Genomic DNA, 17,486 nt, shown 5'->3' on the forward strand with positions numbered 1-17,486 from the left:
CGGTGTGGTTGGGATGGGCCCTGGAACTGTCCCGTCGCGGGAACGGCGCGCTTCAGCGACTGCTCAGAGGCAGTCGAGTTGCGGGAGTTGCTTTGCGTGGAGTGGGATCTGACTGGGTTTGCGGGCCGCCGGTTGATGGAACGGCTGGCGGTCCGCAGGAGCGATAGACTGGCGGCGAACGACAATTCGCCGGAGGCGGATCAGCGCGGGCCGATCAGCGAGCAGTTGCCGCTCGACCTTCGAGACGACAGGCCTGCCCGAAAGAACCGCCGCCCGTATCGTGTGAGGCCGTGACATCACGCCGCCTCTTTGCTTTTCAGTTCGCTCCACATCCGAGCGGGCGTGTAGAAGCGAGCCACCGGAAGTTGGCCGGCATAGGCGCCACTGGCGTCGAACCACTCGTTGGCCATGGCAAAGCGATGGAGCGCGACGTGAGCAAGATGCTCGTCGACCCAGGTCGCGGGCCATTGGGCGCGCAGTCGCAAGGGAGAGGCAAAGTCGCGGGAGAGCCGATCAGCCCGATCCTCGGGGCTGCGGGAGAACCCGACCTTGAACAGGCCCGGGTAGCACTCCACCTCCAGCAGGTAGACGAAGCCCACGCAGCCGTCGGGCAACTCGCAGACCGGCCAAGGCTCGCCGCACAAATCAATGCGCCAAGCCCACGCAGCGTCGAACGAACCGCGTCGACGCCAGATCGCGGCCCGATGGCGAGCACCGTCAGTCGAGCAGCCCAGCATGCGGCCGGCCGCCGTGAAGGCGCGGGTAGCGGGCGGGGTCATCATCCCAAGCAGCGGGAAGAGAGGTCCGAGCACGTAACGGTGGCGATCGTCGCTGCTGGTGATCGCAGCCTTGATCTCGTCTTCCTCGGCGTGGAGCCGGAGGATGCGCTCGATGATGGACTTAAGCTGGAGGTCGGACATCAGGCGGCCCTCCCCTCAGTTTGGGCGGGTCTTGGGATGCTTGGCGGCCAGACGGCGCTCTCTGGCCAGTTGGTCGAGAACCAGATGACCGCGCGATTCAGCCGCGACGTGTACAGGTCGCTTCCCGCCACGATCGCATCGAGCTTCTTGCCGTCATTGAAGACGCGCGAGCTGATCGTGGTGAAGCTGACCCCCTCCGCGTCGGCGTAGGTTTGGGCGAGCAAGAGAAGTTCAGCAGTTCCCATCATGAGGAACCATGATCGGTATTTTTACCGCATTGTCAACGGTCAAATTACCGGATGCCGTTTGCGAGCGTTCCGGTCAAATTACCGGCATGCAGAATTTGGCTGAGATCCTCTCGCGCATCGATCAACGGCTGGCCGCCCTCGGCTTGACGGACAACGCTGCGTCGAAGAAGGCGGGCAAGCCCGATGCGATCAGGAATGCGCGCCGGGCGCTGAGCGCGCCAAACCGGCAAGGCATAGCGATGGCCACACTCGAGGCGCTTGCTGGAGCCCTGGACACGACTCTGGCCTGGCTTGTCGATGGCACCGGCCAGGAGGCGCCCTCACCGGCGGCAGACGCAGGCCCGCGTATCCCGCTAACCCCGCACCCGCAGAAGGGCGGCCGCCCGGATCTCGCCGTGCGCGGCATCGCCCTTGGCGGCAAGGAAGGCGACGGCGACTTCCAACTCAACGGCGATGCCCTGCAGTATCTCGAACGCCCCGCCGGCCTACTCAACCGACCAAAGGCTTTCGCGGTGATCCTCAAGAACACCAGCATGGAGCCGGTCTACAAGCATGGCTGGCCGATCTTCGTGGATCCGGATGGGCGAAAGCCCGTCGATGGCGAAGACGTGCTTATCGAACTGCACGGCGAGAGTGAGCACGAGCCGGGCCCGGCTTTCATCAAGACGTTGGTTGGGCGCCGCAGCGGCCATGTACTGCTTTCGCAATATAATCCCCCACCTGAGACCCTGCAGTTCGAAGCGCCGCGCGTGAAGCAGATTCTGCGCGTCATCCCATATCCTGAGGCAATGGGGCTAAGTGTGTGATGGCTGAGACCGGTTGGTTTCAACGAGCGGCGATACTTTGGTCTCAAATGGAGAGGCGCCATCAGGGGATCGCCGTCGCCTGCACCATTATCGGAACGGTTCTCGCTGCTACAACCTTAGGCCGGGACTTTCTTAAATCGGAAAAGATGGACGCCGCCAGCCGGGAAAACGAACGGGCTGCGTTCGCTCGCTACTCAGTCAGAATTGCGAGCTATTGCGAGGATATCCTACCGAAAACGATACGCGCTCAGGTCGATTTTTATCGGGTCAATAGCCCGCCTAATGAAATTAAAATGAATATCAAAGACCTAGATAATTTTCGCGCCACACTGGCTTCGCCTGACCGCATTTTCGATGAAACTAGTGTTATCGCCGACCGCGCAGCATTGATGGCCTACGCCAAGAAACGCGGAGTTAGCGATTTTGATTTTATGGAGAGCTCGCTTACCGTTATTTCTAGAGACGTCGACTACCTCCATCAGCATACGGACAAGCTGAATGCTAATGGTCGCGTGACGATTGACCCAATTTTTACCGGCCTTTTTCGTGCTCAAGAAACCTGCCGAAATGGCTTAACTGATATGATCACGCGATTTACGACTCACTCTATTATGTGACCTTCGTTTCTTTATAGCGGCAGAACCAGCCGCGGACTAAACTGGGTACCGCTGCTCATTCGCGACTCGCGTTCATGCCAATTGACCTGATCCGCCAGTTCGAGAAACAGGTGTGATGCTGATGTTCCTGCCGAGGCCGCCGCGCTCTCGGCAAAGCGCGCAATGCAGACGGTTGTGCAGGCCGATCAGGCTACGCGTGCCCTGGCGCACCACACCGGCGATCTCTGGCGCCTGCATGCGCTTGGTTCGTCCGCAGTCATCGCAGCGGATGTCGATCGCCCAAACCGAGGCCAGCTCCGACCGCCCTGCCCGTTCGCTCCAAGCCAAGCTCATCCAACGCCACTCCGCTCGTTCTTGTTTCGTTCACCATGAAGTCAGAAAGCCGTTTGCGAGTCGAGTCGGTATCCCTGACGCACGGTGTCAGCAGGCCGGGTCGCGCGGCAACGTATTTCGGTATTTTTACCGCTCGTACTTGACGCGGTAATTTTACCGCTTCATAGTCTCTCCAACGAACGGAGAGACGCGATGTCTGCCCAGCCCCTCACTGACCTCGATCGCTTCTGCGCTGCTGCGGCGTTTGCTGACGGCCTGTTCAAGGCGCTGATGACCGCCCGCCGTGCTTGCGAGCCGGCGCCGATCCCTCGCGGCATGAAGGCTGATGACGCGGCTCAGTTCTGCGTCGAAGAAGGCATCCGCCAGACGACCGAAGAGCGCCGCGCGTTCTTCAATGACTGCCTCGCCAAGCTCGATGCCAGCCTCGCCCGCATCGCGGCGAGCGACGACATCACCCGCTACTCGATCGCGGCGGAGTGAGCGGCGATGAGCAACCACTCCCTCGACAGTTTCAACGCTTGGATCGGCTGGGCCCTTGGCGATCTCGCCGCCCTTCCCGATCTGCCAGCGGCTGTCTATCCCTGGTCGCGCCGCCACCGCGTCGAGATGGCGATGACGTCTCTCCGCAGCGCTCTGAAGCGCGCCAACGAGATGGGCTGCCCGGCTCGGAAAGCCTTGTGCATGCGCGTCCTGAACTGGCTCCGCGCCGACATGCGGAGGGCAGCATGATCAGGCGTCTCGCCCGTCAGGCCATCGCTTCCTTCACCGCATGGCGCCACGCCCGTCGCGTTGCTCGCGCCCATCCCGAGATCGAAGCCCTTCGTCAGCAGGTCGCTGACCGCTGCCGCCGATATCGGAACGCCGAACCCCTCCGCCGCGAGCTTCGTGCCCGCGTCATCGCCGAATTGGCCCGCGAGCAGGGCCGCACCATTCAGGAGCGCCGCTTCTCATGAACGCACAGCCTGACATCGCCAAGGTCCAGCGCGACCTCGAAGCCGCCAAGGTGCTGCGCGACCAGATCGCCCAGCTTGCCGACGGCGACGAGGATTTCGTCCGCGACACGCTGGAAGGCGAAACGGACCTCGAAGGCATCATCCGCTCGCTGCTCGCCGGCATCGGCCTGGACGAGGCGATGGCGGACGGCATCGACGCCTTCGCCAAGGAACTCACCTCACGCAAGGAGCGGCTCACCAACCGCGCCAAGCTCAAGCGCACGCTGATCTGCACTGCGCTGGAGATCGCGGGCCGCAAGACGGTCGAGACCGACGTAGGCACCGTCACGTTGTCGGCCGTGAAGCCGAAGGCGATCGTCAACGAAGAGGCCGACATCCCGGCCGAGTTCTTCAAGCCGCAGCCGCCGAAGCTGGATCAGACCGCGCTCTCCGCCGCCCTCCGCGAGGGCCGCCAGATCCCCGGCGCCGTCCTCTCCAATGGCGGCAACACCATCCGCATCCTGAGGAAGTGACCGATGAACGCTGTCGTTCCCATGCGCTCGCTCGACTTCAGTAACAACCAGCTCGCGCTTATCCGCAAGACGGTCGCGGCTGACACGAACCAGGACGAGTTCGAGCTCTTCGTCCACACGGCCAAGCATCTGCGGCTCGATCCGCTGCGCCGGCAGATCTACGCCTTCGTGTTCTCGAAGGACAAGCCGGACAAGCGGCGCATGTCGATCATCGTCGCGATCGACGGGTTCCGCGCCATCGCCGATCGCACCGGCTGCTACCGACCGGATGAAGACGAGCCGACTTTCGAGATCGACCCGGCCCTCAAGTCGGCAACGAACCTGATCGGCCTCGTGAAGGCGACGGTGCGGGTCTGGAAGCATTCGCACGGTGATTGGCACAAGGTTACGGCCTCGGCCTATTGGGACGAGTACGCCCCGATCAAGGACGAGTGGGGCGAAGGCGAAGACGGGCGTCGCCGGAAGACTGGCAAGCAGGCGCTCGACCAAACCGGAAACTGGCCGAAGATGCCCCGCCTGATGCTGGCGAAGGTCGCCGAGGCATTGGCCCTCCGCAAGGCGTGGCCGGACGATTTCAGCAACGTTTATGCGGCCGAGGAGGTCGATCGCAGCCGCGCGCAGGACATGACCGCATGGGAAGCGGCCGATGCCGGCGCGACCGAGAAGCGGCTCGCGCAGATTGGCCAGGGCCAGACCATCCTGTTCCAGTTCGACCCGACCGGGCCGCTGGAGCCGGTTCCGCTCGGCAAGATCGCGGATCGGGTGGCCGAGTTCGTCCAGAACAACCGGGACGAGGTGTCGGCGATCGGCCTATTCGAAAGCCGCAACCGGCATGCTCTGCGAGACTTCTGGGCTCGGCAGCCGGGCGACGCGCTGGACGTCAAGCGCATGCTCGAAGGCGCGATGGCGCCGGCCGGTGCCGCATGAACGCCGCCCTACCCTTCAAATGGAATGGCGAGGCGATGCACCCGCTGCCCGGCTTCGCGAAGCGCTGCGACGCGGCCTTCGTCATAGGCGAGGTCTACAACCTCGAAGCCATCGAGCAGCGCTCGGCGAAATCGCACGCCCATTACTTTGCCTCGGTCAACGCAGCTTGGCAGACGCTGCCGGAGAACCTGGCCGAGCAATTCCCAACCAGCGAGCACCTGCGCAAATGGTGCCTAATCCGCGCCGGCTATGCCGAGCAACGCCAGATCGTGGTGTCGAGCAAGGCCGAGGCGCTGCGGCTTGCCGCCTTCATCAAGCCGATGGACGGCTATGCCGTTGTCAGCGTTCGAGAGTGCGTCGTCATCGTTTGGACGGCTGAGAGCCAGTCCCTCAAGGCGATGGGCAAGCAGCGCTTCCAGGATAGCAAGACGGCCGTGCTCGAGCTGCTGTCTGTCATCCTCGAATGCGAGGTGACCGAGCTCGGGAGGGCGGCCTAATGCCCTTCGTTCGTGACGACGTCGGCACCACGACACGCCTGAGGATGACCGGCACTCGCGCATTGCGCGCCTGGGAGCGGACGAAGGGCGTCTGCGTCAACTGTGAGCTGCCGATCGACGGCACGAAGGATGACTGGTTCGTCGAGCACGTCCGGGCCCTGGAACTCGGCGGGGCCGATGAAGACGAGAATCTCGGCCCATCCCATCTCGCTTGCAAGCCAGCCAAGGACGCCGCCGACCATGCCGCCGCCGGCAAGGCCAAGCGGAATAAGCGCGCCGAGCTGGGCATTCGCCCGCCGTCGCGCCTGCGCGGCCCTGGCTTCCGGAAATATCCCCGACAGCACACCGCCACCCGAAAACTGCAGAAGCCCGCCGCTTGGAGGAACCAAGAGTGAACGCGAGCACCTATTTCATCCCGGCCTTCGACCTCACCGAAGCTCGCGAAATCGCCTATGCGGTCCACGCCGGCCGGCTCGGCCACCGCGAGCACTACCTCACTCGCGAGGGCGCCGAGGCCATACGCAACCACCTCAACAGTCTGCGCGCGACGAAGCGCGAGGTGTTCGAGATCACGGTCGATGAACGCGTCACCGACGACGGCCGGATTCCGGTCGCGTGGGTTGTCGACGAGATCGGCGAGCGCGCCGCTGCGATCGTCCTCTTCCTGTTGATCCCGCTCGTCGGCATCGCCAGCCTCTACGAGGTGATGGCATGACCCCCTGGGAAGCCTTCGCTTTGGGCTGCATCGTCACGATCGCTGGCAGCCTGATGATCCGTGCTGCCGTATGGGTCGCGCGCTCCCGCCCCCTCGCCGATGCCATGGAAGGCGAGCACGGCGATCAGCCTCACCTCGGGGGCTGACGATGGGATCGGCTCTGCACTCTTCACAGGTACGCTTTCCCGTCGAGCCGCGGGACGTCCCACCGGTAAAGGCCGCGAGGCGGCTGCACCTGACGCTCGCCGAGTTCGAGGCCGTACTGCCGCGCCTGCTGCAGCGGGGTTTCCCACGCCCCGATCAGGACACAGGCTTCTACGATCTCAAGGCGGTGGATCAATGGATGGACAACCGGTCTGCCTTGACCCCATCGAATCGCCCGCGCGATGCTCGCGACGTAACAACCGAGCGCCTCGCCATGCTGGCAGGCGGGCGCCGATGATCGCCGGGATCGAAATGGGCAAAGACACCATTCGCCACCTCATCTTCATGAGGAACCGGTGGCGCTACAAGCCGTCCGACCTCATGAAGCCTCACGGCTTCAAGTTCCTGACCTTTGGGGCGGGCCTAGTCATCGGAGGCCGCAATGTGCCGTCCCCGGAGGATCAGCAGCGCGCGATCGAGCTCAACGCTGAGTGGGATCAGATCCGTACGGGCGTCAGCCTCGTAGCGAGGCCCAAGTATCTGCCTGGAACCGTCGGGCACGGCTACGAGCGCGCCATGAAGATGCGCGCCGCCGAGCGGGCCAAGGATGGCACTCACCAGAACAAGGATCAGGAGAGCCGGGACGACTGGCCGCGGGCGTGGAAGTGGCTCGGGCCGCTCTGGTCCGACGTCGATCCGAAGACGGTCCAGCCTGAAGCGTTCCTCTCGATCGACGCCAAGACCGGCGAGGCGAACGGCCTTGTGCCGCTGATCGAGCAGCAAATATCCATCTCGGAGCGGCACCGGGTGATCAAGGTCTGGCGCGCGCTGTGGAAGCGCATGGCCGCAATGGGCATGTGCGTCGCGGACGCTGACCCGTCTCTCGCCTTCGCCAACAGGGCGCCTGACGCCCGGCAGGACATCTGGTCCGAGGGAGAGGTCGTACGCCTCTGCAAACGGGCGTGGCGCATGGGCTACAAGGGCATGGCAGCCTGCATGGCGACCGCGTGGGACAGCCAGCTGTCACCGATCGATCTGAGAAAGCTTTCAACCGGCCAGAGGGCGGATGACGTTCAGGGCGCGATATTCTCGCTTGCTCGCACCAAGACCGGACGTGCTGCAGCCGCGTCGCTCGGAAAGCGCGCCACCTGGGCGCTCGATTCGTACATCTCGAGCCTCGGGTTCGATCTGATGCCGAACGCCCCGATCTTCCGGACGCGCGGTGGAGGCACCACCGCGAAGGGCGGCCGCCCGCACGCGCCGGCGCCCTACTCCAAGAACAAGCTCGCGGAGGATTTCCGCACGGTTCGCGAAGCCGAATTCGGCCCGGACGAGGACCGGAAGCTATCCGACATGCGCAGGTCCGGGACCGTAGAGGCAACCGCCGGCGGAGCCGATGCTCACGCCGTCTCTGCGAAGATGGCAAACACACTGTCGGCATCAGCCAGGCTGCAGAAGACCTACAACCCTGTGAACCTCGTCACGGTGCGAGCAGTAGATGCCAACCGTCGCGAGGGTCGGTCGAAGCTGAGAGAGAACAAAGCCGGGCGAAAAGTGTAACCGTGCCGGTCCGGAATTTGTAACGCCCTATGGAGCTTGCTATGCAAACCCTTGATTTTACTGGCGCGGGCGACGGGGCTCGAACCCGCGACCTCCGGCGTGACAGGCCGGCACTCTAACCAACTGAGCTACGCCCGCGCGGGCGGCGGAGGAACATGTCCTCGGCGGGGTTGGGATTATGGCCCCGGGCCCTGACTGTCAAGCACCGAAGCCGTCAAAATGTTGATCATCGGTGCCACGTCAGGTCTTGCCGGATTTAACCATTCTCCAACCGAACTGGTCCATCCTTGCGAAAACGTGGATGCAGATCATGGCCGACCCTCATCACGGCGCCTTTCGACGCAGCATAGCGCTGTCGGTCGTGGTGCCCTGCTACAACGAGCGGGACGGCATCGCCGAGCTGCACCGGCGCGTGAGCGCGGCTTGCCTGGCGGCGGTCGGGCCATCCTACGAAATCGTCCTCGTCATCGACGGCGCGACCGATGGCACCCGAGAAGCGATTCTCGATCTCGCTCGCCGTGACAGCCATGTCGTCGGCATGGATCTCGCCCGCAACTACGGCCACCAGATCGCGCTCACCGCGGGGCTTGAGTTTTGCCGGGGCGAACGCTGCCTGATCCTCGACGCAGACCTCCAGGATCCGCCGGAACTGCTCGCCGCGATGATGGCGAAGATGGATGAAGGTTTCGACGTCGTTTACGGCCAGCGCCTGAAGCGCGATGGCGAGAGTCTGTTCAAGCGCTCCAGCGCCGCCCTGTTCTATCGGATGCTGCGGCGAATGGTCGATATCGAGATCGCCGCAGATGCCGGGGATTTCCGCCTGATGAGCCGGCGTGCGCTCGACCATCTCAACGCAATGCCGGAGCGCTATCGCTTCGTCCGTGGCATGGTGAGCTGGATCGGCTTGCGGCAGATCGCTTTCCCCTACGAAAGGCATGCGCGCTTCGCGGGCACCACACATTACCCGCTGAAGAAGATGCTGCTGCTGGCCTTCGATGCGATGACGAGCTTCTCGATCGCGCCCTTGCGATTCGCCTCGCATTTGGGGATGGGCTTTGGCGTGCTCGGACTATGTGTCCTCGGCTACACCATCATGTCATGGCTGGCCGGCAACACCCTGCCCGGCTGGACCAGCCTTGCCGCAATCATCCTCATCCTTGGCAGCGTACAACTGCTCGTACTCGGCATCTTCGGCGAGTATCTCGGGCGCATGTACATGGAAACGAAGCGCCGTCCCCTCTACATCGTCGCTGAGATCGTCTGTGACGATACGGCCGGGACCCAAGGCAGCCCCGTGCACGAGTTGCAAGAACGTGTGAAGGGTGCCGTCAGTGCCTGAGGCGGAATTCGACCAGTTCGCTCTCGACTATCAGCAGCAGCACGCCGCCAGCATTCGCGTGAGTGGCGAGGCGCCGGATTTTTTTGCCCGGTACAAGATCGAGGATGTCGCGAACACCCTCATGGCAGCAGGACGCCATCCAAGCCGGATCCTCGACTTCGGCGCCGGCATCGGCAACTCGCTGGGTCCTATGCGCGCGGTCTTCCCCGATGCCGAGATCGTGCTGCTGGACCCATCGGCACAATCGCTCGACATGGCAGCAAAGCGCTTTCCCGGGCAGGCACAATTCACGCCGTTCGACGGCGAGGCGATCCCATTTCCGGACGGTCGGTTCGATGTCGTCTTTGTCGCCTGTGTCTTTCATCATATCCCCGAGCAGCTACAGGCCGGATTGCTCAGCGAGATCGCGCGAGTGCTCGCTCCCGGAGGCAGCCTTTTCCTGTTCGAACATAACCCTCTCAATCCGCTAACCAGGCATGCCGTGCGGAACTGCCCGTTCGACAAGGATGCCGTTCTGATCGCAGCGAACGAAATGCGCGCCAGAATCGCGGCGGCCGGCCTGCCGGAAGCCAGGGCCGTCTACCGAATTTTCTTTCCGCGACCACTGGCGCGGCTGCGACCGCTCGAGCGCTACCTCACCCGTTTTCCTCTCGGAGCGCAGTATTTTGTCCATGCGGTCAAATCAGCCGCCTGAGCGGCTGCGCGTGCTGCGATTTGGGGTCGTCGGGCTTATCAACACGGCGCTCGGCTATGCCGTGATCCTGACGGGTCTCGCGTTGGGCTGGGGCGACATAGTCTCGAACGCGGCCGGCTATGCCGCAGGTCTCCTTGCCGGCTTCACGCTCAATCGGCGCTGGACCTTCGGCAGCCAGGCGGGTCCGAGCATGAGCGAGGGGCGTCGCTATGTGCTCGTCTTCCTAGCTGCCTATTGCGCGAATCTCGCGGTCCTGGCCCTGGCGAGATCACTCGGTTTCGTCGAGTCGCCCTTGGCCCAGCTTGCGGGCCTGTGCACCTATTCCATCCTCTTCTATCTCGGCTCATCCCGGTATGTGTTCGTCTCCCGTCCCGGTTTGCGGGCTCAGCTGCCGCCTGACGCCAGAGTTCGCAAGCCATGAGTGCTAGCCAAAGCATCCAGCCCGTGGCCGGCTCGCTATCGCCTACCGGAGAAGCCTGGCGCATGAGGCTGATCGTCAGCCTGCTTTCGGCCACCATCATGGCTGCGATTCTGCTCGCCCGCACCCCGGCCCTTCTGCAGGACCCCGACAGCTGGTGGCACATTCGCGTCGGGCTCGACATGCTTGCCACCCGCACATTCCCAACCATCGACAGCTACTCGCACAGCTTCGCCGGCCACCCCTGGATCGCGAAGGAATGGCTGAGCCAAGTGCTCCTGGCGCTGGCCTATCAGGGCGCCGGCTGGAACGGTGTCGCACTCGTCACAGCCACAGCGATCTCATTGACGGTCTTCCTGCTAGCCTGGCAGCTCGGCGAGACGTTGAAGCCGAGCCTCGCGATGGCGCTGGCTTTGTGCCTGGCCCTTTTGTCCGCCTTCGTCTTCACCGCCCGGCCGCATGTCTTCACACTGCCCATCATCGTGATCTGGACAGCCTGCCTGTTCCGGGCCGCTGGCGCCGGACGGTCACCCAACTTCGCACTGCTTGGGCTAATCTGGCTGTGGACCAATCTCCACGCGTCGTTCACGCTCGGCTTCGTCATCGCTGCCTTCGCCGGGCTGGACGTCCTCATCCGCTATCGGCTGACGCGGCCGCAGCTCCTGATTCAGTGGTGCATCTTCGGCGCGCTCTGCCCGCTGGTGAGCCTGATCAACCCCTATGGCCTCAAAGCCATCCTGGCGACCTTCTCGGTTGTCGGTGCCAACGAGGCAGTGCCGCTGATAACGGAGTGGCGGCCGTTCAACGCCTCCGCCACCCCCCTGAACGAAGTGGCCTTGCTGCTGATGGTGCTGGGGCTGCTCACCTCGGGTCTCCGCATCGGGCTGGCGAAGGCACTCTTCGTCCTGTTCGCGCTACATCTCTATCTCGCGCACGAGCGCTTCGTTTACGTGTTCTTCCTGCTGGTTCCCTTGGTGCTGGCTGTGCAGGTCGCGGAACAGTTTCCCGCAGTTTCGGTCCGGACATGGATGATGGAGCAACGCGACGGGCTGGAGCGTTTGCTGCTTGGGCGCTACCAAGTGGGACTCGGCGTGATCGCTGCTCCTTTTATTGTCGCAGCGGGCATCCTAGCCGGAGGCCCGGTGATCGAGCCTAGCCAGAAAACATCGGCGAAAGACGCGCTCGCCTTCGCTACGCAGCACGGCCTGTCAGGCCCTGTCCTCAACTCCTACGACTTCGGCGGAACCCTCATCTTCCACGGCGTGAAGACGTTTATCGATGGCCGCACCGACCAGCTCTTCCTGAACGGCTTCACGCAAGCGGACGACGCAATGGGACGCAGCACGGGCAAGCCACTGCTGGAAACGCAGTTGCGCAAATATGGCATCGACTGGGCGCTGCTGTCGGCCGGGGACGGCCGCATTCCGTTCTTTGACGAATTGCCCGGCTGGACGCGCGCTTATTCCGATCGCTACGCGATGATCTACACCCGTAGTCGCTGAACCAATTGGACGAGCGCCCGGGTCCGACAGGTGCAATGCGATGGCTGGTGGGCGGTGACGGGCTCGAACCGCCGACATCTTCGGTGTAAACGAAGCGCTCTACCGACTGAGCTAACCGCCCCCTGCTCGCCGTTTAAGGCCATAGGGGCAGCTCCGCAAGCCGCAGGCTACAGCTTGCGGAGCCTTTGCTCAGGCCGGCAGCATCCAGAGCGTATGCACGCGGCCGTCCTGGCCAAAGCCTATGCCGCATTGCAGGGTGCCCTGGACGAACTCGACTTCGTAGATGTCGACACCGTCCTCGGCGACGCGGCGAAAGCCCAAGCTGCGCAAGTCCCCTTTTGATTCGAGCTCTGCGCTGACGATCGGCTGCTGCTCGCGCACGATCTCCGCCAGCTCCGCGCTCAAGAGCTCGAAAGGCATGTCGCCGTCACGCCGTTGCTGTTCGAGGAACTCGCGCAGCGTCGACTCGCTTTGCGGATGCGGGATCCGATTGCGCACCCGCTCGCCGAGCTCCTCACTCTGGCGCTTCGCCTCCACTTCATCGATACGCGTGGCGACCGCCTCGTATCCGCCCTGATGCAGGGTCAGTGCTTCGGCACGATCGTTATCAGCCGGCGCGAAGGTGATCTGCGCAGGTACGACCTTCAGGAAGAAATTGCTCTCGCTCTCGGCGAAAAGCTCGAACTTGGGCTGACCGGTGAGTTGCAGGAAGAAGCGATCGCCCTCCAGAGTAACGGTCATGATCAGCCCGGCGGGATGCCGGTAGAAGCCGGTGCAGCGTGCGAAACGACCTAGGTCGATCTTGACCTCGGTGCGCGGCCGCGCCTGCTCGTAGCGCCGCCAGGCAACGGAATCGGTGTTGGTCTGCGTCATGTTGGCCTCCTTCGCGAGCTTGATCAGTTCGTCGGCGGTGAGGGAGGTGCCGGTTGCGAGCTTGGCTTGCGCGGCGCGGACCAGGGCAGTCCCTGCTCGGCCCGCTCGCGCTGTTCGCTAAGCAGGTCGTGCTGGATGCCGAGGACACCTGCGAGATCGAGCGCCTTGCCGTGCAGGAGCGCGGTGATCCGCTGCAGGCTGAGCCCCAGTCGCTTCAGCGCCAGGATCTCGTGCAGCCGGGCGATCTCGTCGGCGCCATAGAGACGCCAGCCCTTCTCCGTCCGTCGCGGGCGAAGCAGGCCACGCTCCTCGTAGAGCCGCAGCGCCCGTTTCGACAACCCGATCCGGGCGGCGCACTCATTGGCCTCTAGCCAGGTCTCAGCCTTGTTCTGCGTGCTCATCGGCACCTCCTGAATCAGCGCTAAGCTATGACGCAGGGTGCGGCTCAAGTGGCCAGCCAACAAAAAAGGCCGCCGGCAGAACCGGCGGCCTTCCTATTCACGAACAATGGGCTCAGTGGGCGACGAGCCCCGTAGCCGCGTCGTCCTCGGTGGCCTTGGGCGTTGCCGCCTTCAGGTCCTCCTCCCAAACGATCGGGACGGGCTGGCGCACCAGCGCATGCTGGAGCACCTGATCCATCCGCGAGACCGGCACGATCTCGAGCCCGTTCTTCACGGACTTCGGCAGATCGACCAGGTCCTTGGCGTTTTCCTCGGGGATCAGCACCTTCTTGATACCGCCGCGCAGGGCGGCCAGGAGCTTCTCCTTGAGGCCGCCGATCGGCAGCGCCCTGCCCCGCAGCGTCACCTCGCCGGTCATGGCGACATCGCGGCGAACCGGGATGCCGGTCATGACCGAGACGATGGCCGTTGCCATGCCGATGCCCGCCGATGGACCGTCCTTCGGAGTCGCCCCCTCGGGAAGGTGAACGTGGATGTCGCGCCGGTCGAAGAGCGGCGGCTCGATGCCGAAATCGATGGCGCGGGAGCGGACATAGGATGCCGCTGCCGAGATCGATTCCTTCATCACGTCGCGCAGATTGCCGGTGACGGTCATCTTGCCCTTGCCGGGCATCATCACGCCTTCGATCGTCAACATCTCGCCGCCGACCTCGGTCCAGGCCAGGCCAGTGACGACGCCGACCTGATCCTCGGTCTCCGCCATGCCATAGCGATAGCGCGGCGGGCCGAGATACTCTTCCAGCACCGCCGGTGTGACCGCGACCTTCTTCTTCTTGGTCAGCACGATCTCCTTCACCGCCTTGCGGACGGTGTTGGCGAGCTCACGCTCGAGGTTGCGCACGCCGGCCTCGCGAGTGTAGCGGCGGACCAGCGTCGTCAGGGCCTCGTCGTCGATCGACCATTCCTTGGATTCGAGGCCATGCTTCTTGATCGTCCCCGGGATCAGGTGGCGGCGCGCGATCTCGGCCTTCTCGTCCTCGGTGTAGCCGGCGATACGGATCACCTCCATGCGGTCCAGAAGGGCCGGCGGGATGTTCAGCGTGTTCGCCGTGGTCACGAACATCACGTTCGACAGGTCGTAGTCGACCTCGAGGTAATGGTCGTTGAAGGTCGAGTTCTGTTCGGGATCGAGCACCTCGAGCAGGGCCGCCGACGGGTCGCCGCGGAAGTCCTGGCCCATCTTGTCGATCTCGTCGAGCAGGATGAGCGGGTTCGAGGTCTTGGCCTTCTTCATCGACTGGATGATCTTGCCGGGCATCGAGCCGATATAGGTGCGGCGGTGACCGCGGATCTCAGCCTCGTCACGCACGCCGCCGAGCGACATGCGCACGAATTCGCGGCCGGTCGCCTTGGCGATCGACTTGCCGAGCGAGGTCTTGCCGACGCCCGGAGGGCCGACGAGGCACAGGATCGGGCCAGCGAGCCGGTTGGCACGCTGCTGCACGGCGAGATATTCGACGATGCGGTCCTTGACCTTGTCGAGGCCGAAATGATCGTCGTCGAGCACCTGCTGGGCGGCAGCGAGGTCCTTCTTGATCTTCGAGCGCTTCTGCCACGGGATGCCGAGCAGCCAGTCGAGATAGTTGCGCACGACGGTAGCTTCCGCCGACATCGGCGACATCTGGCGCAGCTTCTTGACCTCGGCGATCGCCTTGTCGCGCGCTTCCTTGGTCAGCTTGGTCTTGGCGATGCGCTCTTCCAGCTCAGCCAGCTCGTCGCGGCCTTCCTCGCCGTCGCCGAGCTCCTTCTGGATCGCCTTCATCTGCTCGTTGAGATAGTACTCGCGCTGGGTCTTCTCCATCTGGCGCTTGACGCGCGAGCGGATGCGCTTCTCGACCTGCAGCACCGACATCTCGCTCTCCATCAGGGAGAGCACCTTCTCGAGCCGGTGGGCGACGTTCATCACCTCCAGCACGGTCTGGCGGTCGGCGATCTTGACCGCGAGATGCGAGGCGACCGTATCGGCGAGCTTGGCCGGCTCGTCGATCTGGGAGACCGCCGCGACGATCTCGGGCGAGATCTTCTTGTTGAGCTTCACATAGTTCTCGAACTCGCTGATCACCGAGCGAGCCAGCGCCTCGACCTCGACCTTCTTGCCGGCCTCCTCGGCGAGCGCCTCGGCCTCGGCCTGATAGAAGTCGTCGGTCGCGGTGTAGGTCTGCGCCTTCGCCCGGCCGATGCCCTCGACGAGCACCTTTACGGTCGAGTCGGGCAGCTTGAGCAGCTGGAGCACGCGGGCGAGCGTGCCGATTTCGTAGATGTCTCCGGTCTCCGGATCGTCGTCGCCGGCATTCTTCTGCGTGGCGAGCAGGATCAGGCCATCATTCTTGACGACTTCCTCAAGCGCGCGAATGGACTTCTCGCGGCCAACGAAGAGCGGCACGATCATGTGCGGGAATACGACGATGTCGCGCAGCGGCAGGACCGGATAGGTATCGGTCGTACCGGGGACAAGCGGGGCGCGGGGCGTCGAGCCAGTCATGTCTAGTCCTTCAAGTTTTCGCCCGGCCGACCCCTGGAAAGGCAATCGAGCGGACGTACCGCGCGGCGCGACCATTCGCGCCAGGCGCCCCTGCGAGCCACGCCCTCTACAGGCACGCGACTCTCGCAAGTGAACATAAAGTGGATGCTTCGACGCCGGCTTTCAAGCGACGCCTCACGCAGTCCACCGCAGCTTCTGCCGCAGCCAGCACACGAGGCCGTGATGGCTCCGCCAATGCAAAAGCAGTGTGCGGGCAGTCGTATCCGCCCAAACTTACAAGGCAAAACGCGCGCCAATCGGCGCGTGTTCCGAATTGAACAAGGACCCAGCTTTGCTCAGTCCGAGCTGTTTTGGGCTTTTCTTCGCTACCCCCGACGAGCAGGCCTAGAAAGCCCAGTATCAAAGCTTCGTGCCGCCGCGCGACCGGATCCTGACGCTGCGCCTGTCGATCATCACATCGAACCGGCTGAGAAAACTCATTCCGAGAAGGCCATCGACTCGCGCGCCGTAGCTGCCGGCAGCATCGGTCTGCACGACGACCGGAACCTCCGTCGCCTGAACGCGCTTGAGCTCGATCAGGGCGGCCCTGCCACGACGGGCTTCGACAATGCCATTCGCCGTATGCAGGCGCACCTTGCTCGTGGGATCGACCACGATCCGGGCGCGATCGGCAAAGCTCTGGCGGAGTGAAACGAAGGTCGCACCCGTGTCGATGATGAAAACGCCCTTCGTACCGTTGACGGTGGCAGCCACGGTCACGACCTGCCCGCTCCGTGTGATCGGGATGGTCTCGTCAGGCGCGAAGGCCCTTTCCGCGCATTGCCCCTTGCTGCGCAAAGAGCCGATCACCGCCTGCGCGCGACTGTCATCATTACGCAAGGGATTGACGGCGACCCAGGCCTCGATCGGCACGATCGCATCGCAGTACTGCCCGAGCTTCTCATAGGCCCGGGAGGCGGCGAAATAAGCGGCCGACGAGATGCGGTCCTTGTTCCCGAACAACGCGATCGCGGTCAGATAATCGTCGATCGCCTCGTTGAACTTGCCCGCCTTGTCGTTCGCAAGGGCCCGCAGGTAATAGCCATTATCCGAGTGTGGCTGCTCAGCGATGACCTTGTTCGCAACTACGGCGGCGGCGGTCCAATCCGACAGATCCAGCAGCAGATTCGCCGCCCGGCGGAGAGCATCGACGAAGCCGCCGCAATTGTCGGAGAAGCGAACGAGCGCCTCAGCGCCCTCGCGGCGATAACCGGCCTGTTTCAGACCGTCGGCGAGGGCCAGCGCGGCCTCCCGGTCGCAGCGCTCGCGCGACAGGGCTTCGATGGGCGCCGCAACAGCTCTTTTCGTCGCGAGGACGACCGGCAGTTCGATCCCGAGATCGGACAAGACCCGCATCAGCGGGTCGGAACTGGTCTGGGCCCCGGCAGGAGTCGGCTGAAGCGCCGCTCCGATCATGGCCAGGCTGGCGAAAATGCAGCTTATTGC

24 protein-coding genes and 2 tRNA genes are annotated in these 17,486 nt (G+C 63.8%); 17 read left to right on the forward strand and 9 right to left on the reverse strand.

Going from position 1 to position 17,486, the window contains the following annotated elements:
- Positions 1-296: 296 nt before the first annotated feature.
- Both BLM15_RS07790 and BLM15_RS07795 read right to left on the reverse strand, forming a co-directional pair.
- Complete coding sequence (locus tag BLM15_RS07790) at positions 297-920, reverse strand: GIY-YIG nuclease family protein (RefSeq protein ID WP_126111913.1); 624 nt, start codon at positions 918-920, stop codon at positions 297-299.
- Positions 920-1,168 carry a hypothetical protein gene (locus BLM15_RS07795; RefSeq protein ID WP_126111915.1) on the reverse strand — a complete coding sequence of 83 codons (249 nt, stop codon included), beginning with the start codon at positions 1,166-1,168 and terminating at the stop codon, positions 920-922. Before BLM15_RS07795 ends, BLM15_RS07790 begins: the two co-directional genes overlap by 1 nt.
- An 8-nt stretch (positions 1,169-1,176) precedes the next feature.
- Between BLM15_RS07795 and BLM15_RS07800 the strand changes: the two genes are divergently transcribed.
- The gene (locus BLM15_RS07800; protein WP_126111917.1) at positions 1,177-1,974 is read left to right on the forward strand and encodes a S24 family peptidase; all 798 of its coding nucleotides are present in this window, start codon (positions 1,177-1,179) and stop codon (positions 1,972-1,974) included.
- Positions 1,974-2,591: a hypothetical protein gene (locus tag BLM15_RS07805; RefSeq protein WP_126111919.1), complete on the forward strand. Its 618-nt coding sequence runs from the start codon at positions 1,974-1,976 to the stop codon at positions 2,589-2,591. Before BLM15_RS07800 ends, BLM15_RS07805 begins: the two co-directional genes overlap by 1 nt.
- Before the next feature lie 72 nt (positions 2,592-2,663).
- Here BLM15_RS07805 and BLM15_RS07810 read toward each other — a convergent pair whose 3' ends face one another.
- Entirely contained in the window at positions 2,664-2,924 is a 261-nt protein-coding gene (locus BLM15_RS07810) for a hypothetical protein (RefSeq protein WP_126111921.1), read from the reverse strand.
- Positions 2,925-3,116: 192 nt separating this feature from the next.
- Here BLM15_RS07810 and BLM15_RS07815 point away from each other — a divergent pair, with 192 nt between their 5' ends.
- Genes BLM15_RS07815 through BLM15_RS07860 form a run of 11 tightly spaced genes read left to right on the forward strand, consistent with a single transcriptional unit; the run spans position 3,117 to position 8,232 of the window.
- Positions 3,117-3,404 carry a hypothetical protein gene (locus BLM15_RS07815; RefSeq protein WP_126111923.1) on the forward strand — a complete coding sequence of 96 codons (288 nt, stop codon included), beginning with the start codon at positions 3,117-3,119 and terminating at the stop codon, positions 3,402-3,404.
- A 6-nt stretch (positions 3,405-3,410) separates the two neighbouring features.
- Positions 3,411-3,653 carry a hypothetical protein gene (locus BLM15_RS07820; RefSeq protein ID WP_126111925.1) on the forward strand — a complete coding sequence of 81 codons (243 nt, stop codon included), beginning with the start codon at positions 3,411-3,413 and terminating at the stop codon, positions 3,651-3,653.
- Complete coding sequence (locus tag BLM15_RS07825) at positions 3,650-3,877, forward strand: hypothetical protein (protein WP_126111927.1); 228 nt, start codon at positions 3,650-3,652, stop codon at positions 3,875-3,877. The genes BLM15_RS07820 and BLM15_RS07825 overlap by 4 nt, the downstream gene beginning before the upstream one ends.
- Entirely contained in the window at positions 3,874-4,389 is a 516-nt protein-coding gene (locus tag BLM15_RS07830) for a siphovirus Gp157 family protein (RefSeq protein WP_126111929.1), read from the forward strand. Before BLM15_RS07825 ends, BLM15_RS07830 begins: the two co-directional genes overlap by 4 nt.
- Before the next feature lie 3 nt (positions 4,390-4,392).
- The gene (gene bet / locus BLM15_RS07835; protein WP_126111931.1) at positions 4,393-5,316 is read left to right on the forward strand and encodes a phage recombination protein Bet; all 924 of its coding nucleotides are present in this window, start codon (positions 4,393-4,395) and stop codon (positions 5,314-5,316) included.
- Positions 5,313-5,813 carry a hypothetical protein gene (locus BLM15_RS07840; RefSeq protein WP_126111933.1) on the forward strand — a complete coding sequence of 167 codons (501 nt, stop codon included), beginning with the start codon at positions 5,313-5,315 and terminating at the stop codon, positions 5,811-5,813. Before bet ends, BLM15_RS07840 begins: the two co-directional genes overlap by 4 nt.
- A complete protein-coding gene (locus BLM15_RS07845; RefSeq protein ID WP_126111935.1) occupies positions 5,813-6,208 on the forward strand; it encodes an HNH endonuclease in 396 nt (131 codons plus the stop codon). The genes BLM15_RS07840 and BLM15_RS07845 overlap by 1 nt, the downstream gene beginning before the upstream one ends.
- Positions 6,205-6,528, forward strand: coding sequence for a hypothetical protein (locus tag BLM15_RS07850; RefSeq protein ID WP_126111937.1), 324 nt, complete (start codon positions 6,205-6,207; stop codon positions 6,526-6,528). The genes BLM15_RS07845 and BLM15_RS07850 overlap by 4 nt, the downstream gene beginning before the upstream one ends.
- Entirely contained in the window at positions 6,525-6,674 is a 150-nt protein-coding gene (locus BLM15_RS31295) for a hypothetical protein (RefSeq protein WP_164547428.1), read from the forward strand. The genes BLM15_RS07850 and BLM15_RS31295 overlap by 4 nt, the downstream gene beginning before the upstream one ends.
- A gap of 2 nt (positions 6,675-6,676) precedes the next feature.
- On the forward strand, positions 6,677-6,970 hold the full coding sequence (locus BLM15_RS07855) for a hypothetical protein (RefSeq protein WP_206438618.1): 294 nt from the start codon (positions 6,677-6,679) through the stop codon (positions 6,968-6,970).
- On the forward strand, positions 6,967-8,232 hold the full coding sequence (locus BLM15_RS07860) for a hypothetical protein (protein ID WP_126111940.1): 1,266 nt from the start codon (positions 6,967-6,969) through the stop codon (positions 8,230-8,232). Before BLM15_RS07855 ends, BLM15_RS07860 begins: the two co-directional genes overlap by 4 nt.
- A gap of 61 nt (positions 8,233-8,293) precedes the next feature.
- Here BLM15_RS07860 and BLM15_RS07865 read toward each other — a convergent pair.
- A tRNA-Asp gene (locus tag BLM15_RS07865) sits at positions 8,294-8,370 on the reverse strand.
- Between the two features lie 172 nt (positions 8,371-8,542).
- On the opposite strand from BLM15_RS07865, the gene BLM15_RS07870 reads away from it, so the two are divergent.
- From BLM15_RS07870 to BLM15_RS07885, 4 genes are all read left to right on the forward strand, one after another.
- Positions 8,543-9,571, forward strand: coding sequence for a glycosyltransferase family 2 protein (locus BLM15_RS07870; RefSeq protein ID WP_126116107.1), 1,029 nt, complete (start codon positions 8,543-8,545; stop codon positions 9,569-9,571).
- On the forward strand, positions 9,564-10,265 hold the full coding sequence (locus BLM15_RS07875) for a class I SAM-dependent methyltransferase (RefSeq protein ID WP_126111942.1): 702 nt from the start codon (positions 9,564-9,566) through the stop codon (positions 10,263-10,265). The genes BLM15_RS07870 and BLM15_RS07875 overlap by 8 nt, the downstream gene beginning before the upstream one ends.
- A gap of 10 nt (positions 10,266-10,275) precedes the next feature.
- On the forward strand, positions 10,276-10,686 hold the full coding sequence (locus BLM15_RS07880) for a GtrA family protein (RefSeq protein ID WP_236846605.1): 411 nt from the start codon (positions 10,276-10,278) through the stop codon (positions 10,684-10,686).
- Positions 10,687-10,748: 62 nt separating this feature from the next.
- Complete coding sequence (locus BLM15_RS07885; RefSeq protein WP_335904821.1) at positions 10,749-12,185, forward strand: hypothetical protein; 1,437 nt, start codon at positions 10,749-10,751, stop codon at positions 12,183-12,185.
- 45 nt (positions 12,186-12,230) lie between these two features.
- Here BLM15_RS07885 and BLM15_RS07890 read toward each other — a convergent pair.
- From BLM15_RS07890 to BLM15_RS07910, 5 genes are all read right to left on the reverse strand, one after another.
- Positions 12,231-12,306 (reverse strand) — tRNA-Val (locus tag BLM15_RS07890).
- A 68-nt stretch (positions 12,307-12,374) separates the two neighbouring features.
- Positions 12,375-13,058 carry a DUF3471 domain-containing protein gene (locus BLM15_RS07895; protein ID WP_126111948.1) on the reverse strand — a complete coding sequence of 228 codons (684 nt, stop codon included), beginning with the start codon at positions 13,056-13,058 and terminating at the stop codon, positions 12,375-12,377.
- A 23-nt stretch (positions 13,059-13,081) separates the two neighbouring features.
- A complete protein-coding gene (locus tag BLM15_RS07900) occupies positions 13,082-13,459 on the reverse strand; it encodes a MerR family transcriptional regulator (RefSeq protein WP_126111950.1) in 378 nt (125 codons plus the stop codon).
- 112 nt (positions 13,460-13,571) lie between these two features.
- Positions 13,572-16,001 carry an endopeptidase La gene (lon, locus tag BLM15_RS07905; protein ID WP_126111952.1) on the reverse strand — a complete coding sequence of 810 codons (2,430 nt, stop codon included), beginning with the start codon at positions 15,999-16,001 and terminating at the stop codon, positions 13,572-13,574.
- 399 nt (positions 16,002-16,400) lie between these two features.
- Complete coding sequence (locus BLM15_RS07910) at positions 16,401-17,396, reverse strand: retroviral-like aspartic protease family protein (protein WP_164547429.1); 996 nt, start codon at positions 17,394-17,396, stop codon at positions 16,401-16,403.
- Positions 17,397-17,486 lie beyond the last annotated feature (90 nt).

It is taken from the genome of Bosea sp. Tri-49, from assembly GCF_003952665.1.
In the GTDB taxonomy this organism is placed as follows: Bacteria; Pseudomonadota; Alphaproteobacteria; order Rhizobiales; family Beijerinckiaceae; genus Allobosea.